This window comes from Pseudonocardia sp. 2-7 (assembly GCF_056341085.1).
In genome coordinates, this window is the sequence record NZ_CP094507.1 from 5,114,861 (window position 1) to 5,140,602 (window position 25,742).

Here is a 25,742-nt window from a genome sequence, read left to right on the forward strand (position 1 = left end):
GCGACGACCGGGCGGCACGGGGCGAGCGGGCGACGACGCGGTCTCGTCGCCGACGGGCACCGCGGCGGGTGCGAAGCTGTCGGCCATGCCGCTGTTCGCCCTGGAGGGCCTCTCCCCCACCGTGCACCCGGACGCCTTCGTCGCTCCGACCGCGACGCTCGTCGGGGACGTGCGCGTCGAGGAGGGCGCCTCGATCTGGTACAACGCCGTGCTCCGCGCCGACCTGGGGCCGATCGTCGTGCGCGCCGGCGCCAACGTGCAGGACGGGTCGGTGCTGCACGGCGGCGACGACCCGGTCACCGAGATCGGCGAGGGCGCCACGATCGGGCACCTGTGCGTGGTGCACGGCGCCACGATCGGGGCGCGCGGTCGTCGGGAACGGCAGCACCGTGCAGGACGGTGCCCGGATCGGCGAGGGCGCGATGGTCGCCGCCGGGTCGACGGTCGCGCCGAACTCCGAGCTGGCCGCCGACCGGCTGATGCTCGGCTCCGCGGCGAAGGAGCACGGCGAGCTGACCGAGCAGGCCCGCTGGTGGGTGCGGACCAACCCGGACTTCTACCGCGCCCTGGCCCGGCGGCACGCCGACGGCGTCGCCCCCGCCTGAGCCCTCCCGATCCGGTCCGGTGCGTTCCGCGGAACGCACCCGGACATCGGTCCTCAGTCCTCCCGGTCGGGCGAGCTCGCCTGTGCCCGGTAGCGGCGCGGGATCCGACCGGCGTGCCGGGCGTCCCAGCCCGCCTCCACCCCGCGGCGCATCGCGCGGGCCATCCGCTCCGGGTCGGCGGCACGGGTGACGGCGGTGGCGAGCAGGACCGCGTCGCAGCCCAGCTCCATCGCCAGCGCCGCCTCCGAGGCGGTGCCGATCCCGGCGTCGAGCACGACCGGCACGCCCGCGGCGGCCACGATCATCTCGATGTTGTGCGGGTTGCGGATGCCCAGCCCGGTCCCGATCGGCGAGCCGAGCGGCATGACCGCGGCGCACCCGACCTGCTCCAGGCGACGGGCGAGGACCGGGTCGTCGTTGGTGTAGGGCAGCACGGTGAAGCCGTCGTCGACGAGCTGCTCGGCGGCGTCGAGGAGCTCGACCGGGTCGGGCAGCAGCGTCGTCTCGTCGGCGACGACCTCCAGCTTGACCAGGTCGGTCGCCATCGCCTCGCGCGCCATCCGCGCCGTGAGCACCGCCTCGGCGGCGGTCCGGCAGCCGGCAGTGTTGGGCAGCACGGCGATCCCGAGGCGGCGCAGCAGGTCCAGCAGCCCGGTCCCGCCCGCGACGTCGACACGGCGCAGCGCCACCGTCGTCAGCTCGGTGCCGGACGCGACCAGCGCCCGCTCCAGGATCTCCAGGTTCGCGGCACCACCGGTGCCCATCACCAGCCGCGAGTCGAACAGGTGGTCACCGAACGCGAGCTTGTCGGTCTGCACTGCCATGCTCATCCTCCCTGTACCGCGGTCAGTACCTCGACCCGCGCGCCGTCGGCGGGGCGGTGCCCGGCCCACGACGTGCGCGGCACGACCTCCCCGTCCACGGCGACGGCGATCCCCCGCTCCGGCAGCCCGGCCTCGGCCAGGATCCGGGCGAGGTCGGCGCCGTCGTCGACGTCGCGGTGCTCGCCGTTCAGCACGATCCGCATCAGTGGTTCCCCTCCTCGCGTGCCCCGGCGGCGGCCGGGGCGAACCGTCGCGGATCCGCCGCGCGGACCGGTCCCGGTACGTCGTCGCCGCGCAGCAGCGCCGCGACGGCCGCCGCGGTCACCGGTACCAGCAGCATCCCGTTGCGGCCGTGCCCGGTGGCCGCGACCAGCCCGTCGGGCCCGGTGCGCCCGATCAGCGGCAGGTTGTCCCGGCTGCCAGGCCGCAGCCCGGCGGCGGTCTCGGTCAGGGCGTACTCGGCGATGCCGGGCAGGATCCGCTCCGCGTCGCGCAGCAGGTCGCGCACCCCACCGACGGTGACGTCGGTGTCGAAGCCGTTCTCGGCGGTCGTCGCGCCGATCACGAGGTCGCCGTACCCGGGCAGCGTCCGCGGTACGGCGTACACCGGGCGCCCGTCGACGAGCGCCCGCACCGTCCGCGACGGCGGCGGCAGGGCACCGGCGCGGCGGGTCAGCCGCAGGATCTCGCCCTTCACCGGGCGGACCAGCCCGTCGAGCACCGGGTGCAGCGACGACGAGTGCGCCCCCGCCGCGACGACGACCGCGTCCGCCGCGATCTCGGTCCCGTCCGCGAGCCGCACGCCGGTGACACGGGCGCCGTCGTCGAGCACGCGCGCGACCCCGCGGTCGGAGACGACGACCCCGGCCCGCCCGGCCGCGGTCGCCAGTGCGGCGAGCAGCCGCCGGTTGTCCACCGACGGGTCGTCGGGCACCGAGAGGCCGCCACGGACCTCCGGGCCCAGCGCGGGTTCGAGCCGGCGCAGCTCGCGACCGGTCAGCCGGTGCACGTCGCGGCCGAGGGTCTCCAGGTAGTCCGCGAGCGCGGTCAGCTCGGCGCGGTCCCCCGACCCGGTCGCGGCGAGGACGGTGCCCTCCGGGTGCAGCCCGGCGTCGGTGCCGGCGTCGGCGGACAGGGCCGCGGCGAACTCCGGCCAGCGTGCGACCGAGTCCAGCCCGAGGGCGAGGAGATCCTCCTCGCCGGGCCAGGCCTCGGTGACCGGGGCGAGCATCCCGCCCGCCACCCAGGACGCACCGCGACCGGGGGCCGGGTCGAACACCGTCACCGACCAGCCGTCGCAGGCCGCCGCGCGGGCGACGGACAGGCCGACGGCCCCCGCACCCGCGACGACCAGCCGTCCGGCACTCGCGCTCATGGGATCCACCTCACTCCCTGCGCCGGCATGACCCGGATCAGGTTCGACGGTCGGGACCGCGTCGCGGGTCCCCTCTCAGCCCGCTGCCCGGGCTCCCGTGGTTCGTCGTCGTCCGGGGCCCAGGCTACGCCGTAGCCTGCGAGCCGTGTCCGACACCGATACCCGTCCCGGCACCGGCGACACCCGCCGCGCCCGGCTCGACGGCCTCACCGACGCCCGTCTCTACCTGTGCACCGACGCCCGCACCGCGCGCGGTGACCTGGCGGAGTTCGCCGACGCCGCGCTCGCCGGCGGGGTCGACATCGTCCAGCTGCGGGACAAGGGCGGGCCCGGCGGGCCGCTGGAGGCGAGCGCGGAGCTCGCCGCACTGGAGGTGCTCGCCGACGCCTGCCGCCGGCACGGCGCGCTGCTCGCGGTGAACGACCGCGCCGACGTCGCGCTCGCCGCGGGCGCCGACGTGCTGCACCTCGGCCAGGACGACCTGCCGGTGGCGTGGGCGCGCCGGGTCGTCGGCGACGACGTGCTCATCGGCCGGTCCTCGCACAGCCCCGCCGAGACCCTGACCGCCGCCGACGAGGACGGCGTGGACTACTTCTGCGTCGGCCCGTGCTGGCCGACCCCGACCAAGCCGGGACGTCCGGCCCCCGGCCTGGACCTGGTGCGCACGGTCGCCGGACGGACCCCGGCGCGGCCGTGGTTCGCGATCGGGGGCATCGACGGCGACCGCCTGGACGAGGTCCTCGACGCCGGTGCGGACCGGATCGTCGTCGTCCGGGCGATCACCGAGGCCGAGGACCCGCGTGCGGCCGCGGCGGCGCTGCGGGCCCGCCTGCGCTGAGCCCGCCCGCGCCGGGCCCCGCCCGCGCTCGAACCGGCCGCGCTCGGACCGGCCCCGCGGCGCCGGGATCCGGCGCCGCGGCACACAGGTCAGTTCTGCGTGCCGGAACCCTGGTCGCCCGAGCCCTGGCCGCCGGAGTCCTGCCCGCCCGAGTCCTGGCCCGACTGGCCGGAGCCCGGCTGCTGGGTCGGCAGGACCCGGTTCAGCCCGTCCTGCAGCGGGTTCGACGAGCCCGAGCCGTCCTGACCGGAGTCCCGGTCACGGGTGCCGGTCGACGACTCCGACGTGCTGGTGCCCGACTCCTCGGTGGAGGTCGAGCTCGACGACGAGGTCGACGAGTCGCCCCCGGAGCCGTCGCCCCGGTCGTTCTCCTGCTGGGTGGGGGGAGCACCGCCACGGACGACGTTGCTCACCGAGGTCCCGGACGAGCCGGACAGCGACGAGCCTTTCACGAACTCGATGCCCGAGATCAGAAACATCGACACCGCGAAGGTGACGACGCCGAGCACCGCGGACACGATGACCGTCTTGCGGGTGACCCGGACCCGGCGGAACCGGCTGTGGCCCGCTCCGGCGGCACGGGTGGTGCCACCGGGTGCCTGCCACGGGTCCAGCAGCACCGTCTCCTCGCCGGTGGGCCCGGCGAGACCGTGGCCGGAACCGTTCTGCGCGGCGACCGCGGTGCCCTCGGCGACGCCCTTGCCGCGCCGGGTCGCCTTGTCCTTCAGCTCGAGTGCCTTGTCCTTGCTGACCTCGAGCGAGCGGGTGAACAGCGTGGTGGCCAGCGTCGAGATGATCGAGCCGAGCGCCGCGCCGATCACCGTGCCGACCGCGCCGAGGAACGAGCCGAGCACCGCCGTGACGATCGCCGCGCCGGCGCCGGCTGCGATCTTCGTCGGGCTGAGGTCGGCCTTGAGGCCACTCGCCTTCGTGGTGTCCGACGAGGCGTCGCCGGAGCCGTCACCGGACCCGCCCGAGCCCCCGGACCCACCGGGTCCGTTCGGTCCGCCGCCGACCGGGCCCACCGGACCGCCGGGGCCGACCGCACGGGTCGTGTCCGACGCGGGCGGCAGCACCCGGGTGCGCGGACGCCCACCGGGCGGGGTCCCGTCCGGCACGCCCGGCCCGGGCACGACCGGGCTCACCGGACGGCCACCGGGTGGGGTCTGCGTGGTCCGGCCGCGGACGGTGCCCGACGGCGGCTGCGGGACCCGGCCGCCGTGCGTGCGGGGCGGATTCGCGGTGCGCTGACGGGGCAGCCGCGGGGCGTCGGGGGCGGCCACCGGGCGACCGGTGCCGGGTCGGGGAGCGGACGGCTGGGCGGGAGGACGGGCCGGGCTCGGGACGCCACGAGGGGCGTCGCCGAAGCCGGGCTCCGGGGGGCGCTGGTGCGGCATGGCTCCTTGCAGTGATCGTCGGTGCGGCGGCTCGCCCCGGGGGAACGTCCGGGAGGCCACGATTGCGCCGGACGATCACCCGAAGTGGTGACCTTCACACGACCGAGCAAAGGTCACGGGAAGATCACGATTCTAGCGCTACGAGGTGTCAGAGCCCGTCACCGGGGGTGACGGATGCCCGGGTGATCGGCCGGCAGCGCCGTACGCAGCAACGGCCACGACACGAGCACGCTCAGCCCGACCAGCACCGGGCTCAGCACGGTCCGCGCGACACCCAGGAGCACGACCTGGTCGGCCGCCCACAACGGGAGGAACACCGACAGCCGTAGGACGTACTGCGCCACCCACGCCCAGGACGCCCGCTGGTACCCGCGGAGCAGGTCCGGGTCGCGCCGCCACCTCGTGCGCTGTCCCAGCAGCCCGCCGACGACGACCCCCAGCAGCGGCCACCGCACGACGATCGAGATCGCCCAGGCCAGCGCGCTGCCGACGTTGGACACGATCTGGACCAGGAAGAAGTCCGACGCCCGCCCGGTCACCAGCGCGATCCCGGCCGCGACGACGACCCCGGCCAGCCCGAACAGCACCGCCCGCGGCCGGCGGCCGCGGTACAGCCGCCACCCTGCCACCGCGGCCCCCGCGACGATCGCCGCGCCGGCCCCCCAGTTGATCGGGAACGCCGACCCCGCCGCCCCCGCGACCACCCAGGCGAGCACGAACGCGACCACCGGTATCGAGGCGTCCACGGCACCGGCCCGGCCACCGAGCAGTTCGGCGAGCTTCGGGTCCTCCCGGGATGCGGTGTGCGGAGCGCGATCGGACGTCACCCCCCTGAGGGTGCCCTATCCCGCACGCCGGGTCGACGGGATCCGATTGGCGGACAGCCCGGAACAGGGTGATCATCGGCGTAACGCCGGACATCGTTGCGGTGAACAACAGACAAGGCACGCGGAGGACCGGGGACGAGAGGGGGCCGTGCCGATGCACCAGCAGACGCACGCACAGCACCGGAGCTACGTCGCGATCGGCGACAGTTTCACCGAGGGTCTCGACGACCTCACCCCCGACGGCCGGGCCCGCGGCTGGGCCGACCGCGTCGCCGAGACCCTCGCCCACCGCCGCCCGGGCTTCGGCTACGCCAACCTCGCCGTGCGCGGGAAGGTCCTCGACGAGATCGTCGCCGAGCAGCTCCCGGTCGCCGAACGGATGCGCCCCGACCTGATCACCTTCTGCGCGGGCGGCAACGACATCATCGGCTGGTCCTGCGACGTCGACGACCTCGCCGCCCGCTTCGACGCCGCGCTCGGCAGGCTGGTCGCAACCGGCGCCGAGGTGCTCATCTTCACCGGCTTCGACCTGCGCCGGATGCACCCGTTCATCCGCAGGCTGCGCGGCCGGATCGCCTGCTACAACGAGGACATGCGGGCCGCCGCCGAACGGCACGGCTGCCGCGTCGTCGACCTGTGGGCGATGGAGTGCCTCGCCGACCCGCGGGCCTGGGGGCCGGACCGGCTGCACCTGGTCCCGCACGCGCACGAGCGGGTCGCCTGGCGGGTGCTGGAGACCCTCGGCGAGCAGGCCCCGGACTGGCGCGGGCCGTGGCCGGAGCCCGAGGGCGGGCCGACCCCCTGGACCGCGCGCCAGGCCGAGGACCTGCGGTGGGTCACCCACCACGTGATGCCGTACCTGCGCAAGCGGCTGCGCGGCACGCACACGTGGGACGGCTACCGGCCCAAGCGTCCGGAGCTCTTACCCCTCCAGGACGCCTGAGCGCGGACGCTCAGCGGACCGGGGACCGGTCCCGGGCCGCGATGTGGGACGGACGTGGCCGCGGGGCCGAGAACGGCGCCACGCACTCGTTCTCGACGCTGTTGAACACCAGGAAGATGTTCGACCGCGGGTACGGGGTGATGTTGTCGCCCGACCCGTGCATGCAGTTGGAGTCGAAGAACGTGGCGCCGCCCGCCTCGCCGGTCATCATCGCGATGCCGTGCCGCTGGGCCAGCTTGGAGATGGACTCCGCGTCCGGGGTGCCGATCTCCTGCTCCTTCAGCGACGTCAGGTGGTAGTCCTCCGGGGTCTCCCCGACGCACGACACGAAGGTCCGGTGCGACCCCGGCATGATCATCAGGCAGCCGTTGAACGGGTGGTTGTCGGTCAGCGAGATCGAGCAGCTGACCGCACGCGGGCTGGGCATCCCGTCCTCGGCGTGCCAGGTCTCGAAGTCGGAGTGCCAGAAGAACCCCCCGCCACCGAGCCCGGGCTTGTAGTTGATCCGGCTCTGGTGCACGTACACGTCGGAGCCGAGGATCTGGCGGGCCCGGGAGAGCACCCGCTCGTCGCGCACCAGCCGGCCGATCGCCTCGGAGATCCGGTGGACCTCGAAGATCGAGCGGACCTCGTCCGAGGACTTCTCGACGATGCAGCGCTCATCGGCGCGGACCCCGGGATCGTGGGCGAGCCGGTCCAGCTCGGCCTGGTACTCCACGATCTCGTCGGCCGTCAGCAGGCCCGGCACCTGCACGAAGCCGTCGCGCTCGTGCGCCTCCAGCTCCTGGGCGCCGAACATGCCGGCGCTCGCCTTCGAGCCCCACACGGTGGGCTCGGCGCGGTCGATGAAGGCGGGGGTGTTCGAGACGCGCGTGGGGTAGCGGTCCCCGGCTCCACGCACGAGACGCGGTTCGTCGTTGCCGACCAGTGCGGTCATGGACCCTCCTGTGAGTCGCTGTGGGTTCGGTGTCCCTTCGGATGGACGTCGTGTGAACGACCGCGAGGGGCGTTCCCGCTGTCACACAGCGGAAACACCCCTCGCGGTGTCGATCCCGGTACGGAGCCCTCAGTCCTCCGTGACCAGCGGGTACACACCGTTCTCGTCGTGCACCTCACGACCGGTCACCGGCGGGTTGAACACACACACGCAGGTGATCTCGGTCTTCGGGCGGAGCTGGTGCTTCTCGTTGCCGTTCAGCACGTAGATCGAGCCCGGCTTGAGCTGGTACGTGACGTCGTTGTCCTTGTCGTACAGCTCGCCCTCACCGGAGGTGATGAAGACGGCCTCGATGTGGTTCGCGTACCAGAAGTCGTTGATCGTCCCGGCCTTCAGCGTGGTCTCGTGGACCGAGAACCCCACCTTGTCGTTGGCCAGGACGATGCGCTTGCTGCGCCACTGCTGGTCCTCGGAGACCACGTCACGCTCGGTGTCGGTGATCTCGTCGATGGTGCGGACGATCATGTTTGTGGATCAGCTCCCGATGACGGTCTTGACGGACTCGCCGATGATCGCAAGACCTTCGTCGAGCTCGTCGTCGGTGGTCGTGAGCGGCGCCAGGAGCTTGAGCACCTCGTCGTTCGGACCGGCGGTCTCCAGCAGCAGCCGCTGCTCGAAGGCCTTCGAGGCCACCTTCTCGGCGAGCCCCTCCCCCTCGAACTGGATGCCCCGCGCCATCCCACGACCCTTGGTGAACATCTCGGTGCCCTGGTTGTCACCGATGATCTTGTTGAAGGCCTCCTCGACCTTCTCGCCCTTGCGCAGCGTCTCCTTCTCCAGCGTGTCGTCGGTCCACCAGTTGCGCAGCGTGTGCGTGGCGGTGACGAACGCGGGGTTGTTGCCGCGGAAGGTGCCGTTGTGCTCGCCCGGGCCCCACTGGTCGTACTCGGGCTTGATCAGCACGAGCGCCATCGGGAGGCCGTAGCCGGAGATGGACTTCGAGATCGTGACGATGTCGGGCTCGATGCCCGCGATCTCGAAGGAGAAGAACGGGCCGGTCCGGCCGCAGCCCATCTGCACGTCGTCGACGATCATCAGGATGCCCTTGCGGGTGCAGAGGTCCCGCAGACCCTGCAGCCACTCGATGCGCGCCGGGTTGAGGCCGCCCTCGCCCTGCACGGTCTCGACGATGACCGCGCCCGGCTCGTTGAGGCTGGAGCCGGTGTCGTCGAGGACCTTCTCGAACCACAGGAAGTCGGGCATCTTGCCGTCGAAGTAGTTGTCGAACGGCATCGGCGTCGAGTGGACCAGCGGGATGCCGGCACCGCCGCGCTTCATCGAGTTGCCGGTGACCGACAGGGCGCCCAGCGTCATGCCGTGGAAGGCGTTCGTGAAGTTGATCAGCGCCTCCCGGCCGCTGATCTTGCGCGCGAGCTTCAGCGCCGACTCGACGGCGTTGGCGCCGGTCGGGCCGGGGAACTGCACCTTGTACTCCAGGCCACGCGGCTTGAGGATGATGTCCTCGAACGTGGTCAGGAACTCGCCCTTGGCCGAGGTGTACATGTCCAGCCCGTGGGTGATGCCGTCACGGGTCAGGTACTCGATCAGCGGCTTCTTGAGCACCTCGGGGTTGTGCCCGTAGTTCAGGGCGCCCGCGCCACCGAAGAAGTCGAGGTAGGAGTGGCCGTCGACGTCGGTCAGACGGCTGCCCTTCGCCGTGTCGAAGACGACGGGCCAGTTGCGGCAGTAGCTCCGGACCTGGGACTCGAGATCCTCGAAAACGGTCATGTGTTCCCACCCTTGTCTGCTGCGATCGGGCCGATGAGATAGAGGTTCTCCGGCTCGTGCTCGTCACCGAGCAGGTCCGGACCGAAGAGGTCCTCCCGCTCGATCGTCATGTCGTGGCGCTCCGCGAACTTCGTGAACAGGCGGATCGAGGAGGCGTTGTCCGGCGTGATGGTGGTCTCCATCCGCTCGGCGCCCGCCTGGTCCCAGACGGCATCCAGCATCCGGCCGGCGAGCCCCGCACCGCGTGCCACCGGATCGACGCACACCTGCCAGATGAGCAGGGCGCCGTTCTCGGGGCGCAGGTAGCCGGTCGCGTAGCCGACGGCGCGACCGTCGTCGCGCCGGGCGATGACCGAGGTGCGCGCGAAGTCGCGGCACCACAGGATGTAGGCGTAACGGGAGTTCGCGTCCAGCGTCCGCGCCTCCACCGCCAGCCGCCACATGTCCACCCCGTCGGCCGGGACCGGGGAGCCGATCTCGTACGAATGGTCACCGTCGGCGTCGGCCGCCGGGGCGGGTGCGCCGGTCGCGGCGTCCCCGTCCGGAGCCGTGGACGCCCGAGGAGGAGCCTGTTCGGGAGCGGTCATGACTGACTAGGTTAGTGCCGCCCGGCGTAGGTCGCAGCCGCTGACGACCGGCGGCCGACCTCGACGCCATGATCGACGTGACCGGCGCCACAGAATGATCCGGAACCATGCGACCGGGTGTCCGCCCAGGAAGACACCGTGATCACCGGCCCGTCCGGCGGGCCCCGGAACGAACCGGCCGGACCCGTCGAGGGCACGGACGTGGCCCTCGCCACGCTCCGCGACCACCCGCCCGCACGTTCGGCCAATCGTGCGGATGCACTTGCATCTGCACCGCTGCGGGGTGAGGATGGTTATTCCGTCGAATCGTGCCCGGAGGAGCTGCCGTGTCGGTGACACCCGCCAGTACGCGCCCCGTGGCCGTGGCGACCGCGCCGGTTGAGGAGCAGACCGTCACGGTCACCTGCGCCCGCGACAGCCGCAGCCACGTCGTGGCGCAGGCGGTGCTGGCCGACTCGCTCACCGCCGGAACCGGACACTGCACCGCGCTCTGCGGGCACGTGGTGCTGCCGGCGTCGCTGGCCTCCCCACCCGGGGACGGCTGCCTGCTGTGTGCCGAGACCTCCGGGGCCGGGCGTCGCGCCCGCCGCCGCGGACGGATCGGTTTCGGGCGTTCGGCCCGCGCCGCCTCCTGAGCGCCGCCGCCGACCGCCGACCACACAGCCGGTCCGTTCCCCCACCGCCGGCCGGGCCCCGACCCGCGCCGGTGGCTCTCCCTCACCCGCCACCGGTTCGGTCCCGCCGACGGATCAGCGCCCGCCGGACACGTCCAGCACGGCGCCGGTGACGTAGCTGGCCTCGTCCGACAGGAGCCAGGCGATCGCCGTCGCCACCTCGTCGGGGTGGCCGGCACGGCCCATCGGGATCGACGGCGCCATCCGCTCGATCCGCCCCGGCTCACCGGCCCGCGCGTGGAAGTCGGTGTCGAGCAGGCCCGGCCGTACGGCCGCCACCCGGATCCCGTCCGCGGCGACCTCCTTCGCGAGCCCGACGACGAGGGCCTCGACCCCGGCCTTCGCCGCCGCGTAGTCGTTCCACTCGTCGGGCGAGCCGAGCACCGCCGCGCGGGAGGTGATGTGCACGAGCACCCCGCCCGCTCCGCCGTAGCGGGTGGACATGCGGTGCACCGCCTCGCGCGAGCACAGCAGCGCCGCCCGCAGGTTGAGCGCGAGGACCTCGTCGATCCGTGCGTCGCTCATGTCCTCCAGGCGCTGCCGCGAGGGGGCGCCACCGGCGTTCGCGACCACTCCGGTCAGCGGCGACGGCATGGCGGCCGCCGCGTCGAACAGCTGCTCGACGCCCTCGGTGCGGGTGACGTCCGCGGCGACCGCGTCGGCGTGCACCCCGGCGGCCCGGCACTCCGCGACCACCGCCGCGGCGTCCTCGGGCGAGGCCCGGTGCCCGACGAGGACGTCCTGGCCGCGGCCGGCCAGGAGCCGGGCGGTGGCCGCGCCGACCCCCCGGCTGGCCCCCGTCACGAGCACCGTCATGCGTGGTCCGTCATGCCTGGTCCGTCATCCGTGGTCCGTCCTGTGGGCGGCCGTCAGGCCCGCTGGGTCTCGGGGCCGGGCTCCGGACGGGTGGCGCCCTCCGGCTGCCGGGTGCCCGGCTCCCGGACCTCGGTGTCGGCCCGGGTCGCGCCGCCGGGACCGATCTCCCCGGGGCGTCCGTCGTCGTCGCGCAGGCCGCGCATCTCGCTCTTCAGGATGCGGCTGGACCGGCCGACCGACCGCGCCATCTCCGGCAGCTTCTTCGCGCCGAACAGCAGGACCAGAACGACCAGCACGATCAACCAGTGGGTGGGGCTCATAGCGCCCATGACAGCCTCCTCGCTCGTCGACCGGATCAACGAACCATCCTCCGCCGGGGTTCTCCCGCGCAAGAACAGCCTCCCACGGCGCACGGAAACTGATCGCTCGGTCACTCACCGTTGATCCGGCGGCCTCGAACGGGTTTGGATGACGGTGACACCGTGGGCGGCACCGGCGCTGCCCGGGGACGAAGGAGCTGATCCGTGCAGCCGACCGCACTCGCGGCCCCGCAGGAGCTCGACCCGGTCGACCTGACCCGCTACCCGGTGCACGAACCGGGCTCGTCCGGGTGGGAGGACGCGGTCCGGCGGGCCCGCGCCCAGCTCGCCGCCGACGGCTGCGCGGTGCTCCCCGGGTTCGTCCGGGCGTCGTGGCGGGACCGGCTGCGGACCGAGGGCGAGGCGGTCGCCCCGCTGGCGCACTACGAGACCGCCGTGGTGAACGTCTACAACACCGACCCCGACCCCGCGCTGCCCGCCGACCACCCGGCGCGGGTACCGATGGAGCGGGGCAACGCCTTCGTCGCGCGCGACCGGATCCCGGCCGCCGCGCTGATCCACCGCCTGTACCCGCAGCCCGCGTTCCGCGCGTTCCTCGCCGCGTGCACCGGCGTGTCCGAGCTGTACGAGCTGGCCGACCCACTGGCCGGGCTGTGCCTCAACGTCGTCGGCGACGGCCGATCGCACCCGTGGCACTTCGACACCAACGAGATCGCGATCAGCCTGCTCACCCGCGCCCCGGAGGTCGGTGGGGTATTCGAGTACTGCCCGGACATCCGCAGCACGACGTCGGAGAACACCGGCGACGTCGCGGAGGTCCTGCAGGGGCGGGGCGGTGACCGGGTCCGGCGGCTGGTGCTGCGCCCCGGTGACCTGCAGCTGTTCCGCGGCCGGTACTCGCTGCACCGGGTGACCGAGGTGCGCGGCGACACCGCCCGGCACACGGCGATCTTCTCCTACAGCACGCGCACCGGGGTGGTCGGCAGCGCGGTCCGCACCCGCCAGCTGTTCGGGAGGACACTGTCCGAACACGGGGGGTCGCGTACCGTGCGTGTCGACGGGCTGCTGGACTGACGCCCGTGACCACCACGTTCGCGGCCGATGACGACCTGCCGAAGGTGCCGCTCCCGACCCTGTCCGCCTCGGTCGACCGGTTCCTGGAGTGGTGCGCCCCGCTGCTCACCCCCGACGAGTACGCCCGCACCGAGACCGCCGCCCGAGAGCTGCTCGCCGAGGGCGGCCCCGCGTCGGTGCTCCAGGCCGATCTCGAGCGCTTCGACGCCGGCGCCCACAGCTGGCTGGACGCGTTCTGGCCGTCGCGCTACCTGGGCCGGCGCGACCGGATCGCGCTCAACGCGAACTTCTTCTTCCTGTTCGGGCCGGGATCGACCACGGACCCGTGCGAGCGGGCCGCGCAGCTCACCGTCGCCGCCCTGGGGCACAAGGCCGATCTCGACGCCGGGACGTTCCCGCCGCTGGTCAACCGCGACGTGGCTCAGTCGATGGACCAGAGCCGCCACATCTTCTCCACCACCCGCATCCCGGGCGACCCCCAGGACACCGTCCGCACCCCCTACAGCGACGACTGGCCGGGTCCGTCCACCGAGCGGCACGTCGTGGTGCTGCACCGCGGCCGGATCCACCGCCTCGACGTGATCGGCGAGGACGGGGCGGCGCACACCGCCGGGGAGATCGCGGACGCGCTGCGGGAGATCCGCGAGACCCACCCCGAGCGGGCCGCCACCGGCGACGCGGTCGGCGCGCTGACGACCCTGGCCCGGGCCGAGTGGGCCGCGGTGCGGGACCGGCTGACCGGGCTGGATCCGGCCAACGCCGAGGCCGTCGACCTGGTGGAGCGGGCACTGCTCGCGGTCTGTCTGGACGAGACCGACCCCGCCGACGAGGAGTCCGCCGCGCGGACCCTGCTGGCGGGGGACTCCGGCGACCGTTGGTTCGACAAGGCGCTGTCGATCGTCGTGCTCGCCGACGGCACCGCCGGGGTCAACATCGAGCACTGCGAGCTCGACGGCACCACCGTCCTCACCCTGGTCGACGCGATGTTCGCCGACCCGCTGCAGGTGCACGCCGAGCGGATCGGGGCCCGTCCGCAGGGCGTCCCGTCGCACGCCGAGCTGCGGTTCGTCCTCGACGACGACCTGCGCGCCACCGTGGCCCGCGCGCACGACGAGTTCTCCGCGTTCCTCGACGCCACCGCCACCGAGCTCGTCGCCTTCGACGACTTCGGCGCGCGCGACGCGAAGGCCCTGAAGTGCTCCCCGGACGCCTTCGTGCAGGCCTGCTACCAGGTCGCGCACCGGCGGGCCAAGGGTGTCACCGGGGCCACCTACGAGTCGATCGCGACCCGGCAGTTCCGGCGCGGACGCACCGAGGCGATGCGGGTGATCACGCCGGAGATGGTGACCTTCGTCGACGCCATGGGGGACCCGCAGGCCTCCGACGCCGACAAGGTCGACACCTTCCGGGCCGCCGCCGCGGCGCACGGCGCCCGCGCGAAGCAGTGCCAGCAGGGCGACGCGCCCGAGCAGCACCTGTGGGAGCTGGACTGGATCCGGCGCCGTCGCGGGGCGGAGCTGGGCGTCACCGAGCAGCTGGCGGTGTTCGACTCCCCCGGCTGGACGATCATGCGCGACGACTGGCTGTCGACCAGCTCCGCGCCGTCGGACAACATCCGGTACTTCGGGTTCGGCTCGACCAGCTCGCGCTGCATCGGGGTGGCCTACGTGCTGCTGCCCGACCGCTTCCACGTGCACCTGTCCACCCCGGCCGACCAGGCCGAGGGGATGCACGCCTTCGCCCGGGAGCTGCGGACGGCGGTGACCGAGCTGCGGAACCTGCTTGCCTGAGCGGGTTCACTGGTGGGATGGAGCGCGTCCTCGTCACCGGCAGTTCCGGCCACCTCGGTGAGGCGCTGGTCCGCACGCTGGCCGGCGACGGGGTGCCCGTCGTCGGTCTGGACCGGCGGCCCTCGCCGTGGACTGCGGTCGTCGCGTCGCTGACCGACCGCGACGCCCTGCGGTCGGCGCTGCGCGGGGTCAGCCACGTGCTGCACACCGCGACGCTGCACAAGCCGCACGTCGGCTCCCACAGCAGGCAGGACTTCGTCGGCACGAACGTGTCGGGCACGCTGGCGGTGCTGGAGGAGTCCGCCGCCGCGGGGGTGCGGGGCGTGGTGTTCACGTCCTCGACCAGCGCGTTCGGCCGCGCGCTGACCCCGGCGCCGGGCGGGCCCGCGACCTGGATCGACGAGACCGTGGTGCCGCGGGTGCGCAACGTCTACGGCGCCACGAAGACCGCCGCCGAGGACCTGTGCGAGCTGGCCGCGCTGGACCCGGGGCTGCCGGTGGTGGTGCTGCGGACCTCGCGGTTCTTCCCCGAGGCCGACGACCGCGACGAGGTCCGCGCCGTCCACGACGACACCACGCTCAAACTGGTGGAGTTCTGCCACCGGCGGGTCGACGTCGCCGACGTCGTGTCCGCGCACCTGGCCGCGGCCCGGCGGGCGCCCGAGCTCGGGTTCGCCCGCTACGTGGTCAGCGCACCGCCGCCGTTCCACCGGTCAGACCTCGCCGAGCTGGGCCGCGACCCGGCCGCGGTGCTGGAGCGGCGGGCCCCGGCCCTCGCCGCGCTGCTGGCCGGGCGCGGCGGGCCGGTCCCGCCGGTGGACCGGGTGTACTGCCCGGACCGGGCGGTCGCCGAGCTCGGCTGGACCCCGGTCTGGGACGTCGACGCCGTCGTCGCGCGGGTGCGTGACGGCGGGCCGCCGCGCAGCCCGCTGGCCGACGCCGTCGGGGCGAAGGGGTACCACGATTCCCCGACCGGGGTGTACACCCGGTGATTTCACCTCGCCGGACCGGGTGACTGTAGGTCGTCAGGGCTAACGCCGTGGGTACGACCGGCGGTAGAGGTGACACAGCACGTGTCGCCGACCGTGACGCCGTACCCCGGAGGTCCTGCCATGACCGGCCCGCAGCACCGACCCAGCCCCGGCCCGCGCGGTGCCGACGCCGACCGCGCCCGGCCGTCGCCGCGACCGCGGCACGGGTTCGACGACCACGAGTTCCCCGAGGACTCCTACCAGGGCGGCTACCCGGACCTGCGGCCGTCGCGGCCGGTGGAGCGGGCGACGCCCACCGACCCGGAGGGCTTCGGCGAGCTGTACGGCGGGACCGGTCCGCAGCCGACCGTGGGGCGGGGCGGGTACGCCGCACCGATGCGCTACGAGGGCTACGGCGCCCCCGTGCCGGCCGGCGGGTCGCAGCCGGGCGGCGACGACCCCGACGACGGCGGGTACGGCCCGTACGGCCGGGCCGCGCACCGCCAGTCCGAGGAGCCGGTCACCCCGACCCGGGCCGCCTACGGCGAGTACGGCGACCCCGGGTCCCGCGGCGGGACCGCGATCGACGGCGGCCCGCCCTACCCCGGCCCCACCGGCTCCGGGTACGGGCGCACGCGGGCCCCGGAGGAGGACGAGCCGGTCCGCCCGGCCGTCCCGTACGACGACCCGGACCACGTCGCGGACCACGAGGACCTGCCCCGGGACGAGGTCGTCGGGGCCGGGCCGCTCGCCGCCGCCACGTCCGGCCACGACTCCGGCGACGACCGGGCCGGGCACGAACGGCCCGGGTACGGCGAGGGCGGCGGGACCGCGGTCGTCGAGCGCTCCGCCGTCGGGACCGGCGCCGGGGCAGTGCCCGCGCCGCGTCCGCCGTCGGAGTCCGGCGGCCGTCGTCCGGCGACGGTGGCCGAGGCCGCCGCGGCCCGGTTCGGCGCGACCGGACGGTCCGCCGACACGGCGGCGGCCGCACCGGCCGTCGAGGCGACCGGGCCGGTGACCACGACGCCACGCGCGGCCGCCCCCGCCACGGCCGCCGCGCCGGTGCGGGTCGCGAAGGACCCGACCGCGCTCACCGTGCTGCGGGTCCTCACCTACGTACTGGTGTCGCTGTCCTGCCTGGTCTTCCTGGCCGGGGTGGTCTACGGGCTCGTGGTGTACCTGGAGTTCCGCTCGGCGCTGGGCACGTCACCGCTGTTCGGGGGCGGCACGCCGTTCGGGAGCTGGTGAGGGCGCCGGGCGTGGCTCACGGCTCCGCGAGCCACGCCCAGGACAGCGGCGGGAGATGGGCCCGCCCGCCCTCGGTGCGGACCGGCCCGTCCGAGGACAGCACCGTGTCCAGGCCGGTGACCAGGGCGGCGTCGACCGAGGCGGGCCGGTCGGACACGTTGACCAGCCCGACGAAACGACCGCCGCGCGGGTGCCGCCGCGTCCACCCGAGCACCGCCGGGTCGTCGAGCACGGGCACCTCCACCGGCGCCGACGCGTGCAGCGCGGGCAGCTCGGCCCGCACCGCGGCGAGCCCGGTCAGCGCACCGAACACCCGCCCCTCGACGGTGTCCGGGTCGTAGCGGCGGGCGAACGCGGCCTCGTCCATCGGGGGCCGGTGCATCCAGCGGTTGTCCGCGGCGCGCTCGGGGTCGGCGCGGTAGCCGGTGTCGTTGGCCAAAGCCAGCTCGTCGCCCATGTAGAGCAGGGGGATGCCGCCCCAGCCGTAGACGACGGCGTGCGCGAGCAGCAGGCGTCGCACTCCCGCGTCGAGGGCGGCGGGGTCGTGGCGGGCGCGGGCGTCGTCGATGCCGCAGAGCGCGGCGGCGCTACCGGAGATGCGGGCGTCCCCGGTGTCCGGGTCCTCCTGGAACAGGGCGCCGCGGGCGAAGCTGCCCGGGAAGCGTCCGGCGAAGAAGTCGTTGAGGAACCGCCGGTGCGACGGGCCGTCCCAGCCGACGGCGGCGGCGTCGACGTCGGAGACGGCCCAGCCGATGTCGTCGTGGCAGCGGACGTAGGTCGCCCACGCCGTCGTCGGCGGGGCGGGGGTCATGCGGCGCAGCGCGTGCGCGGCGAGGCGGGCGTCGCGGGTGGCCAGGCTCGACCACAGCATCACCATGAGCTGGTTGTGGTAGGCCAGCTCGCACTCGGGGCGGTAGCGGTCGTGCGCGCCGAGGTAGCCGACGAGGTCGTCGGGCGCGACGATCGCCTCCGCCTTGAAGACCACCGCCGGGGCCGCGATCCGGGTGAGCGCGTGCAGCGCCTGCAGCACGTCGTGGGCCTCGGGCTGGTTCTGGCAGTTCGTGCCGAGCCGCTTGCCGAGGAACGGCGCCGCGTCCATCCGCAGGACCTCGACCCCGCGCCCGGCCAGGGTGAACACGGTGCCGAGCATCGCGGCGAACACCTCGGGGCAGGTCCAGTCGAGGTCCCACTGGTAGTCCCAGAACGTCGTCCACACCCAGCCGCCGTCGCCGCCGCCCGCCCCGGGCACCCAGCTGAACGATCCGGGCGCGCGGTCGGGGAAGACGTCGGGGATCGTCGCCTCCCAGGCGTCGGGCATCTCCCGGTCCGGGTAGGCGGTGTAGAAGCCGGCGTAGCGCGGGTCGCCGGCGAGCCAGCCGCGCGCCCACGGGTGCTCGGCGGCGGTGTGGTTGAGGACGAGGTCCACGCACAGGCTCATCCCGCGCTCGCGCAGCGCCCCGGCGAGGGACTCGAGGTCGTCCATCGTGCCCAGCCGCGGGTCGACGGCGGTGTAGTCGGCGACGGCGTAGCCGCCGTCGTTCTCGCCGTCGCGCGGCCTGAGCAGCGGCATCAGGTGCAGGTACCGCACGCCCAGGTCGGACAGGTGGTCCAGGCGGGTGCGGATGCCGCGCAGGGTGCCCGCGAAGCGGTCGGTGTAGGCGACGTAGCCGACGGTGCGGGGGTCCTGGAACCAGTCGCCGTCGACCTCGCGGCGGCGGTCGAGCTCGCGCAGCGCCTGCGGGCGGGCGGCCGCGGCGGCCAGCGCGGCGCGCACCAGCCGGGCGGTGAGCCCGCCCGGGTCGGCGACGGCGCCGTAGAGGGCCTCCAGCGGCAGATGCGCATCGGCGTACCAACGTTCGGTGCGGGCGAGGAACCCCGCCGCCTCGACCGCGCCGAGCGCGGCGACCGCCTCCCGGGACAGCTGCGGGAGCAGGTCGTGCAGGGCGGCCCGGGCCCGGCGGCGACGCTCCGAGTCGGGCCGGGCGCGGACGGCGTCGCCCGCAGCGGTCGTGCTGATCACCGCGCCATCCTGCCACCGCGCGGCCGCTGTCAGGTGCGCGCCAGCACCTCCCGCAGCCGGGCGACGACACCGGCCGGGGCCGCCCGCAGCGCGACGGTGGAGTCGGCGTCCGGGTCCTCGGTGGGGCTGCGGCCGGTGCCGCGCGGGTCGAACCTGACGACGGTGTGGTCGGCGGCCATCGCGTCGGCGAGCGGGCCGAAGCCCTCGGCACCCATCGGCGAGCCGACGAGCACGAGCAGCGGGCCGGTGCCGCGGACGTCGAAGGTGATGCGGGCGTCCGGGCGGTCGAGCAGATCCGTGGTCACGACGGTCATGGGTGCCTCCTCGCGGGCGGTGTCGCGGTGTCGACCGTCGGCGGGCACCGGACTCATCGCCGTACCGTGGGAGGCACTCCGACAGAACGGACGAAGACCCCGTGAAGACCCGCGTCGCCCCGGTGCTGGGCGTGCTCCTCGTGCTGGCCCTGCTCGTCGGCGGTCTGGCCTGGTTCGCCGGAAGCCGCGGGTTCACCCCCGACGACCTGCGCGACCTGGTCGACCCACCCCCGCCGGAGCAGTGCGACCAGCCGGACCCGACGACGTCGGGCTGCCTCACCCCGTCCGCGCTGCGCCTGCACGACGCCCTCGTCGGGCGGTTCGGCGAGCCGGGCCCGGGGGCGCCGGTGCGGGCGATCACGTGCTGGTCGGAGCACGCATGGAACCCGTCGAGCGACCACCCCGCGGGCCGGGCGTGCGACGCGTTCCCCGCCCGCTACGGCGAGTTCCCCGCCGGGCAGGACCTGGAGGACGGCTGGGCGGTCGCGAACTGGGCGCGCGACAACGCCTCCGAGCTGCGGGTCCGCTACGTGATCTGGCAGGGCCGGATCTGGTACCGCGGCACCGGGGACTCCGGGGAGGGCCGGGAGAACTGGGGCCGGCCCTACAACGGCGGCGGCGTCTACGACCCCGAGGACGCCACCGGCGGGCACTTCGACCACGTCCACGTCAGCGTCCGCCGGTGAACACCCCGCTCACAGCACGTGCTGGCCGTACATCTCCCCCAGCGGGTCGGCGATGAGCTCGATGCGGGCGCCGTCGGGGTCGCGGAAGTAGACCGAGACACCGGAGTGCACCTCGTGCTCCACCCCGGCCTCGGTGAGCCGCGCGACGAGCTCGTCCCACCGCTGCGGCTCGACGCTGATCGCCATGTGGTGCAGCCCGCCGAGGACCTCGGCGTAGGGGCCGACGTCGAGGCCCGGGAAGTCGAAGAACGCGAGCAGGTTCCCGTTGCCGATGTCGAAGAAGAAGTGCGAGGACCCCGGGTAGTCCCGGTTCTCGATCAGCTCGGTGAGCGGGAAGCCCAGCACGTCCTGGTAGAAGCGCACGGTCCGCTCGACGTCCGAGCTCACCAGGGCGGTGTGGTGCAGGCCGCGGGCGGTCGAGGCCGGCCGCTCCCCCGCCGGCTTCAGGTGGGCGGAACGGATCCGGTCGCGGGCGGCGTCGAGGGCGGCGGTGTCGGTGGGGGTGCCGGTGTCGGTCATGGTGGTCAGCCCTTCAGCAGTGCGGTGAAGTCGGGGACGTCGGCGAACAGGTCGGTGCGGATGGCCGGCGGCCGGGCGGCGACCGCGTCGGCCAGCTCGCCCGCGGCGCGCCCGACACGGCCCTCCAGTGTGGTGCCCACCTCGGTCGCGCCCCAGTCCTCGGGCGCGGCGAACACCGCGGTCGGGACCGTCGCCGCCCGCAGGTACGCGAACAGCGGGCGCATCGCGTGCTCCAGGGCCAGCGAGTGCCGCGCCGTGCCGCCGGTCGCGGCGAGCAGCACCGGGGTGCCGGTGAGCGCGTCGCGGTCCAGGACGTCGACGAAGGTCTTGAACAGCCCGCTGTAGGACGCCGAGAAGATCGGCGTCACGGCGACGACGGCGTCCGCGGCGGCCACCGACTCCAGCACCGGCGCCAGCGCGGTGTTCGGGAAGCCGGCGACCAGGTGGTCGGCCAGGTCGCGGGCGTGCTCGCGCAGCTCCACGACCTGCACCTCGGCCCGCTCGCCCCGGTCGGCCAGCGCGGCCGTGACCGCGGCGGCGAGGCGGTCGGCCAGCAGCCGGGTCGACGACGGCGTCGACAGCCCGGCGCTGAGCACGACGATCCTGCGGGTGGTCATCACGCGACCTCCTTCTCCTGCGTCCCGGTGCTGCCGGTGCTGCCGGTGCCCGCGGCGTCGCGGGCGGCGACCAGCGAGGCGTGGGTCGGCGCGTCCGGGACGCCCGGCGCGCGCAGCGCGGCGAACTCGCGGCGCAGCACCGGCACGACCTCCTCGCCCAGCAGGTCGAGCTGCTCCAGCACGGTCTTCAGCGGCAGGCCCGCGTGGTCGATGAGGAACAGCTGACGCTGGTAGTCGCCGACATAGTCGCGGAAGCCGAGCGTCCGCTCGATGACCTGCTGCGGGCTGCCGACGGTCAGCGGGGTCTCGCGGGTGAAGTCCTCCAGCGAGGGCCCGTGCCCGTAGACCGGGGCGTTGTCGAAGTACGGCCGGAACTCGCGCACCGCGTCCTGGCTGTTGCGGCGCATGAACACCTGGCCACCGAGGCCGACGATCGCGCGGTCGGCCGGTCCGTGACCGTGGTGCTCCCAGCGCGTGCGGTAGAACTCGACCATCCGCTTCGTATGCGACGCCGGCCAGAAGATGTGGTTGTGGAAGAAGCCGTCGCCGTAGTAGGCGGCCTGCTCGGCGATCTCGGGGCTGCGGATCGAGCCGTGCCACACGAACGGCGCGACGCCGTCGAGCGGGCGCGGGGTCGAGGTGAAGCCCTGCAGCGGGGTGCGGAAGTGCCCCTCCCAGTCGACGACCTCGGTGTCCCACAGCGTGCGCAGCAGCGCGTAGTTCTCGACCGCCAGGTTCAGGCCCTGGCGGATGTCCTGGCCGAACCACGGGTAGACCGGGCCGGTGTTGCCGCGGCCGAGCATGAGGTCGACGCGGCCGCCCGCCACGTGCTGCAGCATCGCGAAGTCCTCGGCGATCTTCACCGGGTCGTTCGTGGTGATCAGCGTGGTCGAGGTGGACAGCTGCAGGGTCTCGGTGACGCCGGCGAGGTAGCCGAGCGTGGTGGTCGGCGACGAGGAGAAGAACGGCGGGTTGTGGTGCTCGCCGATCGCGAAGACGTCGAGCCCGACCTGCTCCGCGTGCTTCGCGATGGTCAGGACGTCCTGGATCCGCTGGGCCTCGGTCGGCGTGCGGCCGGTCGTCGGGTCCGGCGTGACGTCGCTGACCGTGAAGACTCCGAACTGCACGGCTTCCTCCCTCTGCTCGTCGACGGACCATTGGTTGATCCGTCATCTACATCCTGCAGAACATAGGTGATGCGTCAACTATTCCGCTACGATGGTGCCGTGACACGGTGGCTGGACGAGCGCGAGCAGGTGGCCTGGCGAGGGCTGCTCCGGATGCAGGCACGCCTGCAGGGCGAGCTGCACCGGCGGCTGCAGGCCGGGTCGGGGCTCTCGCTCACCGACTTCGACGTGCTCGTCGCGCTGACCGACCGGCCCGACGAGCGGTGCCGGGTGCTGGAGCTGGCGACGCTGCTGGAGTGGGAGAAGAGCAGGCTCTCCCACCACCTGGCCCGGATGCAGAAACGCGGCCTCATCGCCCGCGAGGAGTGCGACGACGACGGCCGCGGCAACTACGTCGTGCTCACCGCGGCGGGCCGGGCGGCGATCGAGGCCGCGGCGCCGGGGCACGTGGAGACCGTGCGGGAGCTGGTCTTCGACGCCCTCTCCGACGACGACGTGGCCGCGCTGACCCGGATCACCGCCGCCGTGCAGGCCCGGCTCGACGGCCGCGGCCCCCGCTGACCGCGTTCCGCGGAACGCGCGACGGCCCGCACCGGGCGTCGCCGGTACGGGCCGTCGTGAGCGGGACCGCGATCGGAACAGCAGGTCAGGGCACCAGGATGGCGCGGCCCCTGACCTTCCCGGCGTCGAGGTCGTCGAGCGCGGACTGGAAGTCGTCCAGGGCGTAGGTGCTGGTGTGCAGGGTGACCCGGCCGCGGGCGGCCAGCTCCATCAGGTCGCAGAGGTCGTTGTAGGACCCGACCAGGTTGCCGACCACGTTCACCTCGGCCGAGATCAGGTCGATCGTCGGGACGTCGACGTTCTCCCCGTAGCCGACGACGTGGTAGTCCCCCGCGCGCCGGGTCATCGCCAGGCCCTGCGCGGTGGAGCCGCCCTCGCCGACGAAGTCGATCACGGCCTCGGCGCCGTTCCCGCCGGTGAGCGACAGGACCTCCTCGACCTGCCCGCCGTCGGCGACGATCCCGTCGTCGGCGCCGATCTCCAGCGCCAGCTTCACCGCGTCCGGGTTGCGGTCGAGCACGACCAGCCGGGCCGGGGTCAGCGCCTTCAACACCTGGATGCCGATGTGGCCGAGCCCGCCCGCCCCGATGACGACGCAGGTGTCGCGCGGTCCCAGCCGGCGTGCGGCCTTGGCCGCGGCGTGGTAGGCGGTGAGGCCGGCGTCGGCGAGGGCGGCGACGTCGGCGGGCTGCAGCGACGGGTCCAGCTTGACGACGCTGCGCGCCGAGGTGCGCAGGTACTCGGCGTAGCCGCCGTGGGTGTCGATGCCCGGGAACGCCGAGGCGGTGCAGTGCACGTCGTCGCCGGAGCGGCAGGCGCGGCACAGGCCGCAGGTGGCGAGCGGATGCAGGATGACGCCGTCGCCCTCACGGACGTGGGTCACGGCCGACCCCACGGACTCGACCCAGCCCGCGTTCTCGTGGCCGATCGTGTAGGGCAGCGCGACCTGCGACTTCTCCGCCCACTGCCCCTCGAGGACGTGCAGGTCGGTGCGGCAGACCCCGGCCCCGCCGATCCGGACGACGACGTCGAACGGGTCGACGACCTCCGGCTTCGGGACCTCGGTCAGCTCCATCGGCCGGTGGTAGCCGACCACCTGTACTGCTCTCACGACACGGATCCCTTCACGGACTCGGGGTAGCGGGTCTTCAGGAGCCCGCGGCAGAAGTGGGCGTTGCCCTCGATGGAGATCCGCACCGAGCGGGCCATCCGCAGCTTCAGCGGGACCTGCTCGGCCGGGTACGGGACGCCGTCGTGGCCGACCAGGACCGGCCGGTCGCCGCCGGTGGGCAGGCCGATCGCCGCGCGGCGGCGCAGCAGGGCGTCGGTGGCCGGGCCCGCGGGCAGGTCGGCCAGCGTGACGCCGTGCAGCGACTCGGGCGTCCGGTTCGGGTCGACCCGCAGCAGCCCGGTCAGCGAGCGCTCCATCGCGGCGGTGTGCGCCTTGCGCCGGAAGGTCTCGCGCAGCTCGTCGAGGTCGGACTCGGCCTCGTGCCGGAAGGTGCCCTTGTAGCCGGCGTCGGCGGCCAGCCCGGCGTTGATGAGGTCGGAGTCGTGGTGGTCGTCGAGCTCGACCACGACCTCGCCGGTCCAGTCCAGCGCGGTGAGCACGTCCTTCGCGTCCGAGCACATCAGGTAGGCGAAGTTCGGCGCGCAGAACGCGGTGGGCAGGCGCAGGTGCAGGGTGACCCGGTCGCCGTCGACGTCGAGGGAACGGACGAACTCCAGGTCGGTGATCGGCTCGTCCAGCTCGGGGTCGACGACGGCGTCGAGCGCCCGGAACGCCTGGTCGGTGCGCGAGGTGCGGGCGAGGGCGGGGGCGCTCACGACGCCACCGGGACCTCGGTCGGGGTCTCGTCGCGCAGCTGCAGCTCGGCGGGGACCTCGATGTCGTACATCGCCGCGGCGTTGAGACCCAGGATCTTCTTCTTCTGGGCGGTGGTCAGCGGCGCGTACTCGGACAGCTCGTCCGGGATCTCGAAGTCGACGAAGCGCTCGACCAGCCAGCGCGGGGTCCAGATCGCGTAGTCGCTGGAGAACTGGATGCGGTCCTCGCCCAGCCAGTACAGGAGCTCGCCGATGATCTGGCCGAAGTACTTGGGCCGGGTGTGGATGAACGGCATCGCGACGGCCAGGCCGGCGTGCACGTTCGGCTCCTGGGTGGCGATCCAGCAGAAGTCCTCGAGGCGCGGCAGGCCGCAGTGCTCGACGACGAAGTTCAGGTCGGTGAAGTCGGTGGCGACCTTGTCCACGTCGGCGACGTCGAACGCGTCGCGGTCCAGCGGGCGGATGGTGGGGCCCTTGTGGATGTGGATGTTGCGGATGCCCAGCTCCTGGGCCGCCTCGAGGTACTTGTAGGACCAGTGGTCGTCGAGCTTCCAGCCGCGGGACTCGCCGTGCCACTCCGCGGTGTAGAGCTTCGCGCCCTTCAGGCCGAAGCGCTTCGCGTCCTCGCGCAGCTGCCGCAGGCCCTGCTCGCCGTTGCGCGGGTCCCAGTGGTGGTTGTAGGTCAGCTTGTCCGGGTGGGCCTGGGCGAGGGCGAAGGCCTCCTCGGTCTGGCCGAACCCGTTGTCGTAGAACTCGCCCAGGTAGGCGGGCTGGAACACCGCGTGGTCGACGTGGCCGTCGGTGAACAGGTCCTTCATCAGCCGCTCGCCGCCCTGGTAGAGGTAGTCCTCGTAGGGCCAGACCTCGGACTCGGGGCTCAGGTTGCGGTGGTAGTCGTAGAAGCAGTCGATGAACTGCTTGCCGTGGATGTTGCGCTGGTTCTCCGGGCGTGCGTCCCAGAGCGCCACGTGGGCGTCCACGATGAAGTAGGACTCACCGTTCTTCGAGTACATCGTCGTCCCTCTCAGGTCGCGGCGAGGTGGTGGGCACCCCGCGA

28 protein-coding genes, 1 pseudogene and 1 riboswitch are annotated in these 25,742 nt (G+C 73.8%); of the genes and pseudogenes, 10 read left to right on the plus strand and 19 right to left on the minus strand.

From position 1 onward, the window contains the following. Positions 1–85: 85 nt before the first annotated feature. Positions 86–605 (plus strand): annotated as a pseudogene (locus tag MTO91_RS24655) (gamma carbonic anhydrase family protein). Between the two features lie 53 nt (positions 606–658). Here the strand turns inward: MTO91_RS24655 and thiG are convergent. The 3 genes from thiG to thiO all read right to left on the minus strand — a co-directional run bounded on the left by thiG (position 659) and on the right by thiO (position 2,804). Then, positions 659–1,429 carry a thiazole synthase gene (thiG, locus tag MTO91_RS24660; RefSeq protein WP_476652948.1) on the minus strand — a complete coding sequence of 257 codons (771 nt, stop codon included), beginning with the start codon at positions 1,427–1,429 and terminating at the stop codon, positions 659–661. A gap of 2 nt (positions 1,430–1,431) precedes the next feature. Further along, on the minus strand, positions 1,432–1,632 hold the full coding sequence (gene thiS, locus MTO91_RS24665; RefSeq protein WP_062398305.1) for a sulfur carrier protein ThiS: 201 nt from the start codon (positions 1,630–1,632) through the stop codon (positions 1,432–1,434). Then, positions 1,632–2,804, minus strand: a complete 1,173-nt coding sequence (thiO, locus tag MTO91_RS24670) for a glycine oxidase ThiO (protein ID WP_476652950.1) — start codon at positions 2,802–2,804, stop codon at positions 1,632–1,634. Before thiO ends, thiS begins: the two co-directional genes overlap by 1 nt. After that, positions 2,802–2,910: riboswitch (TPP riboswitch) on the minus strand. It overlaps the preceding gene by 3 nt. A 30-nt stretch (positions 2,911–2,940) precedes the next feature. On the opposite strand from thiO, the gene thiE reads away from it, so the two are divergent. Further along, the gene (thiE, locus tag MTO91_RS24675; protein WP_373324182.1) at positions 2,941–3,642 is read left to right on the plus strand and encodes a thiamine phosphate synthase; all 702 of its coding nucleotides are present in this window, start codon (positions 2,941–2,943) and stop codon (positions 3,640–3,642) included. 89 nt (positions 3,643–3,731) lie between these two features. Here the strand turns inward: thiE and MTO91_RS24680 are convergent, their stop codons facing one another. Next, on the minus strand, positions 3,732–4,925 hold the full coding sequence (locus tag MTO91_RS24680) for a hypothetical protein (protein ID WP_179761688.1): 1,194 nt from the start codon (positions 4,923–4,925) through the stop codon (positions 3,732–3,734). Positions 4,926–5,197: 272 nt separating this feature from the next. Further along, positions 5,198–5,866 carry a DUF3159 domain-containing protein gene (locus MTO91_RS24685; RefSeq protein ID WP_073576684.1) on the minus strand — a complete coding sequence of 223 codons (669 nt, stop codon included), beginning with the start codon at positions 5,864–5,866 and terminating at the stop codon, positions 5,198–5,200. Between the two features lie 154 nt (positions 5,867–6,020). On the opposite strand from MTO91_RS24685, the gene MTO91_RS24690 reads away from it, so the two are divergent. Next, entirely contained in the window at positions 6,021–6,809 is a 789-nt protein-coding gene (locus MTO91_RS24690; protein WP_179761687.1) for an SGNH/GDSL hydrolase family protein, read from the plus strand. Between the two features lie 10 nt (positions 6,810–6,819). Here the strand turns inward: MTO91_RS24690 and thpD are convergent, their stop codons facing one another. From thpD to ectA, 4 genes are all read right to left on the minus strand, one after another. Continuing rightward, positions 6,820–7,746, minus strand: coding sequence for an ectoine hydroxylase (gene thpD / locus MTO91_RS24695; RefSeq protein WP_073576685.1), 927 nt, complete (start codon positions 7,744–7,746; stop codon positions 6,820–6,822). A gap of 129 nt (positions 7,747–7,875) precedes the next feature. Beyond that, on the minus strand, positions 7,876–8,271 hold the full coding sequence (locus tag MTO91_RS24700) for an ectoine synthase (RefSeq protein WP_062398314.1): 396 nt from the start codon (positions 8,269–8,271) through the stop codon (positions 7,876–7,878). 9 nt (positions 8,272–8,280) lie between these two features. Next, positions 8,281–9,534: a diaminobutyrate--2-oxoglutarate transaminase gene (gene ectB / locus MTO91_RS24705; protein WP_073576686.1), complete on the minus strand. Its 1,254-nt coding sequence runs from the start codon at positions 9,532–9,534 to the stop codon at positions 8,281–8,283. Next, on the minus strand, positions 9,531–10,121 hold the full coding sequence (ectA, locus tag MTO91_RS24710) for a diaminobutyrate acetyltransferase (protein ID WP_083658816.1): 591 nt from the start codon (positions 10,119–10,121) through the stop codon (positions 9,531–9,533). Before ectA ends, ectB begins: the two co-directional genes overlap by 4 nt. A 326-nt stretch (positions 10,122–10,447) precedes the next feature. On the opposite strand from ectA, the gene MTO91_RS24715 reads away from it, so the two are divergent. Further along, positions 10,448–10,756, plus strand: a complete 309-nt coding sequence (locus MTO91_RS24715; protein WP_139282894.1) for a hypothetical protein — start codon at positions 10,448–10,450, stop codon at positions 10,754–10,756. Between the two features lie 114 nt (positions 10,757–10,870). On the opposite strand, the gene MTO91_RS24720 is transcribed toward MTO91_RS24715, so the two are convergent. Together MTO91_RS24720 and tatA are read right to left on the minus strand one after the other, a co-directional pair. Continuing rightward, a complete protein-coding gene (locus tag MTO91_RS24720) occupies positions 10,871–11,611 on the minus strand; it encodes an SDR family oxidoreductase (protein WP_073576688.1) in 741 nt (246 codons plus the stop codon). Positions 11,612–11,664: 53 nt separating this feature from the next. Continuing rightward, positions 11,665–11,931, minus strand: a complete 267-nt coding sequence (gene tatA, locus MTO91_RS24725) for a Sec-independent protein translocase subunit TatA (RefSeq protein WP_253068826.1) — start codon at positions 11,929–11,931, stop codon at positions 11,665–11,667. Positions 11,932–12,135: 204 nt separating this feature from the next. Here tatA and MTO91_RS24730 point away from each other — a divergent pair, with 204 nt between their 5' ends. The 4 genes from MTO91_RS24730 to MTO91_RS24745 all read left to right on the plus strand — a co-directional run bounded on the left by MTO91_RS24730 (position 12,136) and on the right by MTO91_RS24745 (position 17,014). After that, positions 12,136–13,005: a HalD/BesD family halogenase gene (locus MTO91_RS24730; RefSeq protein WP_073576690.1), complete on the plus strand. Its 870-nt coding sequence runs from the start codon at positions 12,136–12,138 to the stop codon at positions 13,003–13,005. Positions 13,006–13,010: 5 nt separating this feature from the next. Further along, the gene (locus MTO91_RS24735; protein WP_073576691.1) at positions 13,011–14,795 is read left to right on the plus strand and encodes a choline/carnitine O-acyltransferase; all 1,785 of its coding nucleotides are present in this window, start codon (positions 13,011–13,013) and stop codon (positions 14,793–14,795) included. Between the two features lie 17 nt (positions 14,796–14,812). Continuing rightward, positions 14,813–15,787 (plus strand): NAD-dependent epimerase/dehydratase family protein, encoded by a 975-nt coding sequence (locus tag MTO91_RS24740; protein ID WP_073576692.1) that lies wholly within the window; start codon positions 14,813–14,815, stop codon positions 15,785–15,787. Between the two features lie 120 nt (positions 15,788–15,907). Beyond that, positions 15,908–17,014: a hypothetical protein gene (locus tag MTO91_RS24745; protein WP_073576693.1), complete on the plus strand. Its 1,107-nt coding sequence runs from the start codon at positions 15,908–15,910 to the stop codon at positions 17,012–17,014. A 16-nt stretch (positions 17,015–17,030) separates the two neighbouring features. Here MTO91_RS24745 and MTO91_RS24750 read toward each other — a convergent pair whose 3' ends face one another. After that, complete coding sequence (locus tag MTO91_RS24750; protein ID WP_476652953.1) at positions 17,031–19,034, minus strand: alpha-amylase family protein; 2,004 nt, start codon at positions 19,032–19,034, stop codon at positions 17,031–17,033. A 29-nt stretch (positions 19,035–19,063) separates the two neighbouring features. Then, positions 19,064–19,348 carry an alpha/beta fold hydrolase gene (locus MTO91_RS24755; protein WP_476652955.1) on the minus strand — a complete coding sequence of 95 codons (285 nt, stop codon included), beginning with the start codon at positions 19,346–19,348 and terminating at the stop codon, positions 19,064–19,066. A gap of 101 nt (positions 19,349–19,449) precedes the next feature. On the opposite strand from MTO91_RS24755, the gene MTO91_RS24760 reads away from it, so the two are divergent. Further along, entirely contained in the window at positions 19,450–20,034 is a 585-nt protein-coding gene (locus MTO91_RS24760) for a VldE C-terminal domain-containing protein (RefSeq protein WP_251787411.1), read from the plus strand. Positions 20,035–20,043: 9 nt separating this feature from the next. On the opposite strand, the gene MTO91_RS24765 is transcribed toward MTO91_RS24760, so the two are convergent. The 3 genes from MTO91_RS24765 to MTO91_RS24775 are packed head-to-tail and all read right to left on the minus strand — an operon-like array spanning position 20,044 to position 22,297. Continuing rightward, complete coding sequence (locus MTO91_RS24765; RefSeq protein WP_178372930.1) at positions 20,044–20,553, minus strand: VOC family protein; 510 nt, start codon at positions 20,551–20,553, stop codon at positions 20,044–20,046. A gap of 5 nt (positions 20,554–20,558) precedes the next feature. Beyond that, positions 20,559–21,170, minus strand: a complete 612-nt coding sequence (locus MTO91_RS24770; protein WP_476652956.1) for a CE1759 family FMN reductase — start codon at positions 21,168–21,170, stop codon at positions 20,559–20,561. Then, positions 21,170–22,297 carry an LLM class flavin-dependent oxidoreductase gene (locus MTO91_RS24775; RefSeq protein ID WP_476652958.1) on the minus strand — a complete coding sequence of 376 codons (1,128 nt, stop codon included), beginning with the start codon at positions 22,295–22,297 and terminating at the stop codon, positions 21,170–21,172. The genes MTO91_RS24770 and MTO91_RS24775 overlap by 1 nt, the downstream gene beginning before the upstream one ends. A gap of 99 nt (positions 22,298–22,396) precedes the next feature. On the opposite strand from MTO91_RS24775, the gene MTO91_RS24780 reads away from it, so the two are divergent. Then, on the plus strand, positions 22,397–22,858 hold the full coding sequence (locus tag MTO91_RS24780) for a MarR family winged helix-turn-helix transcriptional regulator (protein WP_251787407.1): 462 nt from the start codon (positions 22,397–22,399) through the stop codon (positions 22,856–22,858). 85 nt (positions 22,859–22,943) lie between these two features. On the opposite strand, the gene MTO91_RS24785 is transcribed toward MTO91_RS24780, so the two are convergent. The 3 genes from MTO91_RS24785 to MTO91_RS24795 are packed head-to-tail and all read right to left on the minus strand — an operon-like array spanning position 22,944 to position 25,698. After that, positions 22,944–23,969, minus strand: a complete 1,026-nt coding sequence (locus MTO91_RS24785; protein ID WP_476652959.1) for an NAD(P)-dependent alcohol dehydrogenase — start codon at positions 23,967–23,969, stop codon at positions 22,944–22,946. Beyond that, entirely contained in the window at positions 23,966–24,685 is a 720-nt protein-coding gene (locus MTO91_RS24790; RefSeq protein WP_476652960.1) for an iron-sulfur cluster assembly protein, read from the minus strand. The genes MTO91_RS24785 and MTO91_RS24790 overlap by 4 nt, the downstream gene beginning before the upstream one ends. Further along, positions 24,682–25,698, minus strand: a complete 1,017-nt coding sequence (locus tag MTO91_RS24795; RefSeq protein ID WP_073576701.1) for an amidohydrolase family protein — start codon at positions 25,696–25,698, stop codon at positions 24,682–24,684. The genes MTO91_RS24790 and MTO91_RS24795 overlap by 4 nt, the downstream gene beginning before the upstream one ends. Between the last annotated feature and the right edge of the window lie 44 nt (positions 25,699–25,742).

Bases quoted from the DNA above. Each gene is read 5' to 3' on its own strand.
- thiS (WP_062398305.1), bottom strand. From the start codon at position 1,632: ATGCGGATCGTGCTGAACGGCGAGCACCGCGACGTCGACGACGGCGCC.
- MTO91_RS24795 (WP_073576701.1), bottom strand. From the start codon at position 25,698: ATGTACTCGAAGAACGGTGAGTCCTACTTCATCGTGGACGCCCACGTG.
- MTO91_RS24755 (WP_476652955.1), bottom strand. From the start codon at position 19,348: ATGACCGTCGTGACCACGGATCTGCTCGACCGCCCGGACGCCCGCATC.
- thiG (WP_476652948.1), bottom strand. From the start codon at position 1,429: ATGGCAGTGCAGACCGACAAGCTCGCGTTCGGTGACCACCTGTTCGAC.
- ectA (WP_083658816.1), bottom strand. From the start codon at position 10,121: ATGACCGCTCCCGAACAGGCTCCTCCTCGGGCGTCCACGGCTCCGGAC.
- MTO91_RS24720 (WP_073576688.1), bottom strand. From the start codon at position 11,611: ATGACGGTGCTCGTGACGGGGGCCAGCCGGGGGGTCGGCGCGGCCACC.
- tatA (WP_253068826.1), bottom strand. From the start codon at position 11,931: ATGAGCCCCACCCACTGGTTGATCGTGCTGGTCGTTCTGGTCCTGCTG.
- ectB (WP_073576686.1), bottom strand. From the start codon at position 9,534: ATGACCGTTTTCGAGGATCTCGAGTCCCAGGTCCGGAGCTACTGCCGC.
- MTO91_RS24740 (WP_073576692.1), top strand. From the start codon at position 14,813: ATGGAGCGCGTCCTCGTCACCGGCAGTTCCGGCCACCTCGGTGAGGCG.
- thiO (WP_476652950.1), bottom strand. From the start codon at position 2,804: ATGAGCGCGAGTGCCGGACGGCTGGTCGTCGCGGGTGCGGGGGCCGTC.
- thpD (WP_073576685.1), bottom strand. From the start codon at position 7,746: ATGACCGCACTGGTCGGCAACGACGAACCGCGTCTCGTGCGTGGAGCC.
- MTO91_RS24765 (WP_178372930.1), bottom strand. From the start codon at position 20,553: ATGACCGACACCGGCACCCCCACCGACACCGCCGCCCTCGACGCCGCC.
- MTO91_RS24690 (WP_179761687.1), top strand. From the start codon at position 6,021: ATGCACCAGCAGACGCACGCACAGCACCGGAGCTACGTCGCGATCGGC.
- MTO91_RS24745 (WP_073576693.1), top strand. From the start codon at position 15,908: ATGACCGGCCCGCAGCACCGACCCAGCCCCGGCCCGCGCGGTGCCGAC.
- MTO91_RS24770 (WP_476652956.1), bottom strand. From the start codon at position 21,170: ATGACCACCCGCAGGATCGTCGTGCTCAGCGCCGGGCTGTCGACGCCG.
- MTO91_RS24700 (WP_062398314.1), bottom strand. From the start codon at position 8,271: ATGATCGTCCGCACCATCGACGAGATCACCGACACCGAGCGTGACGTG.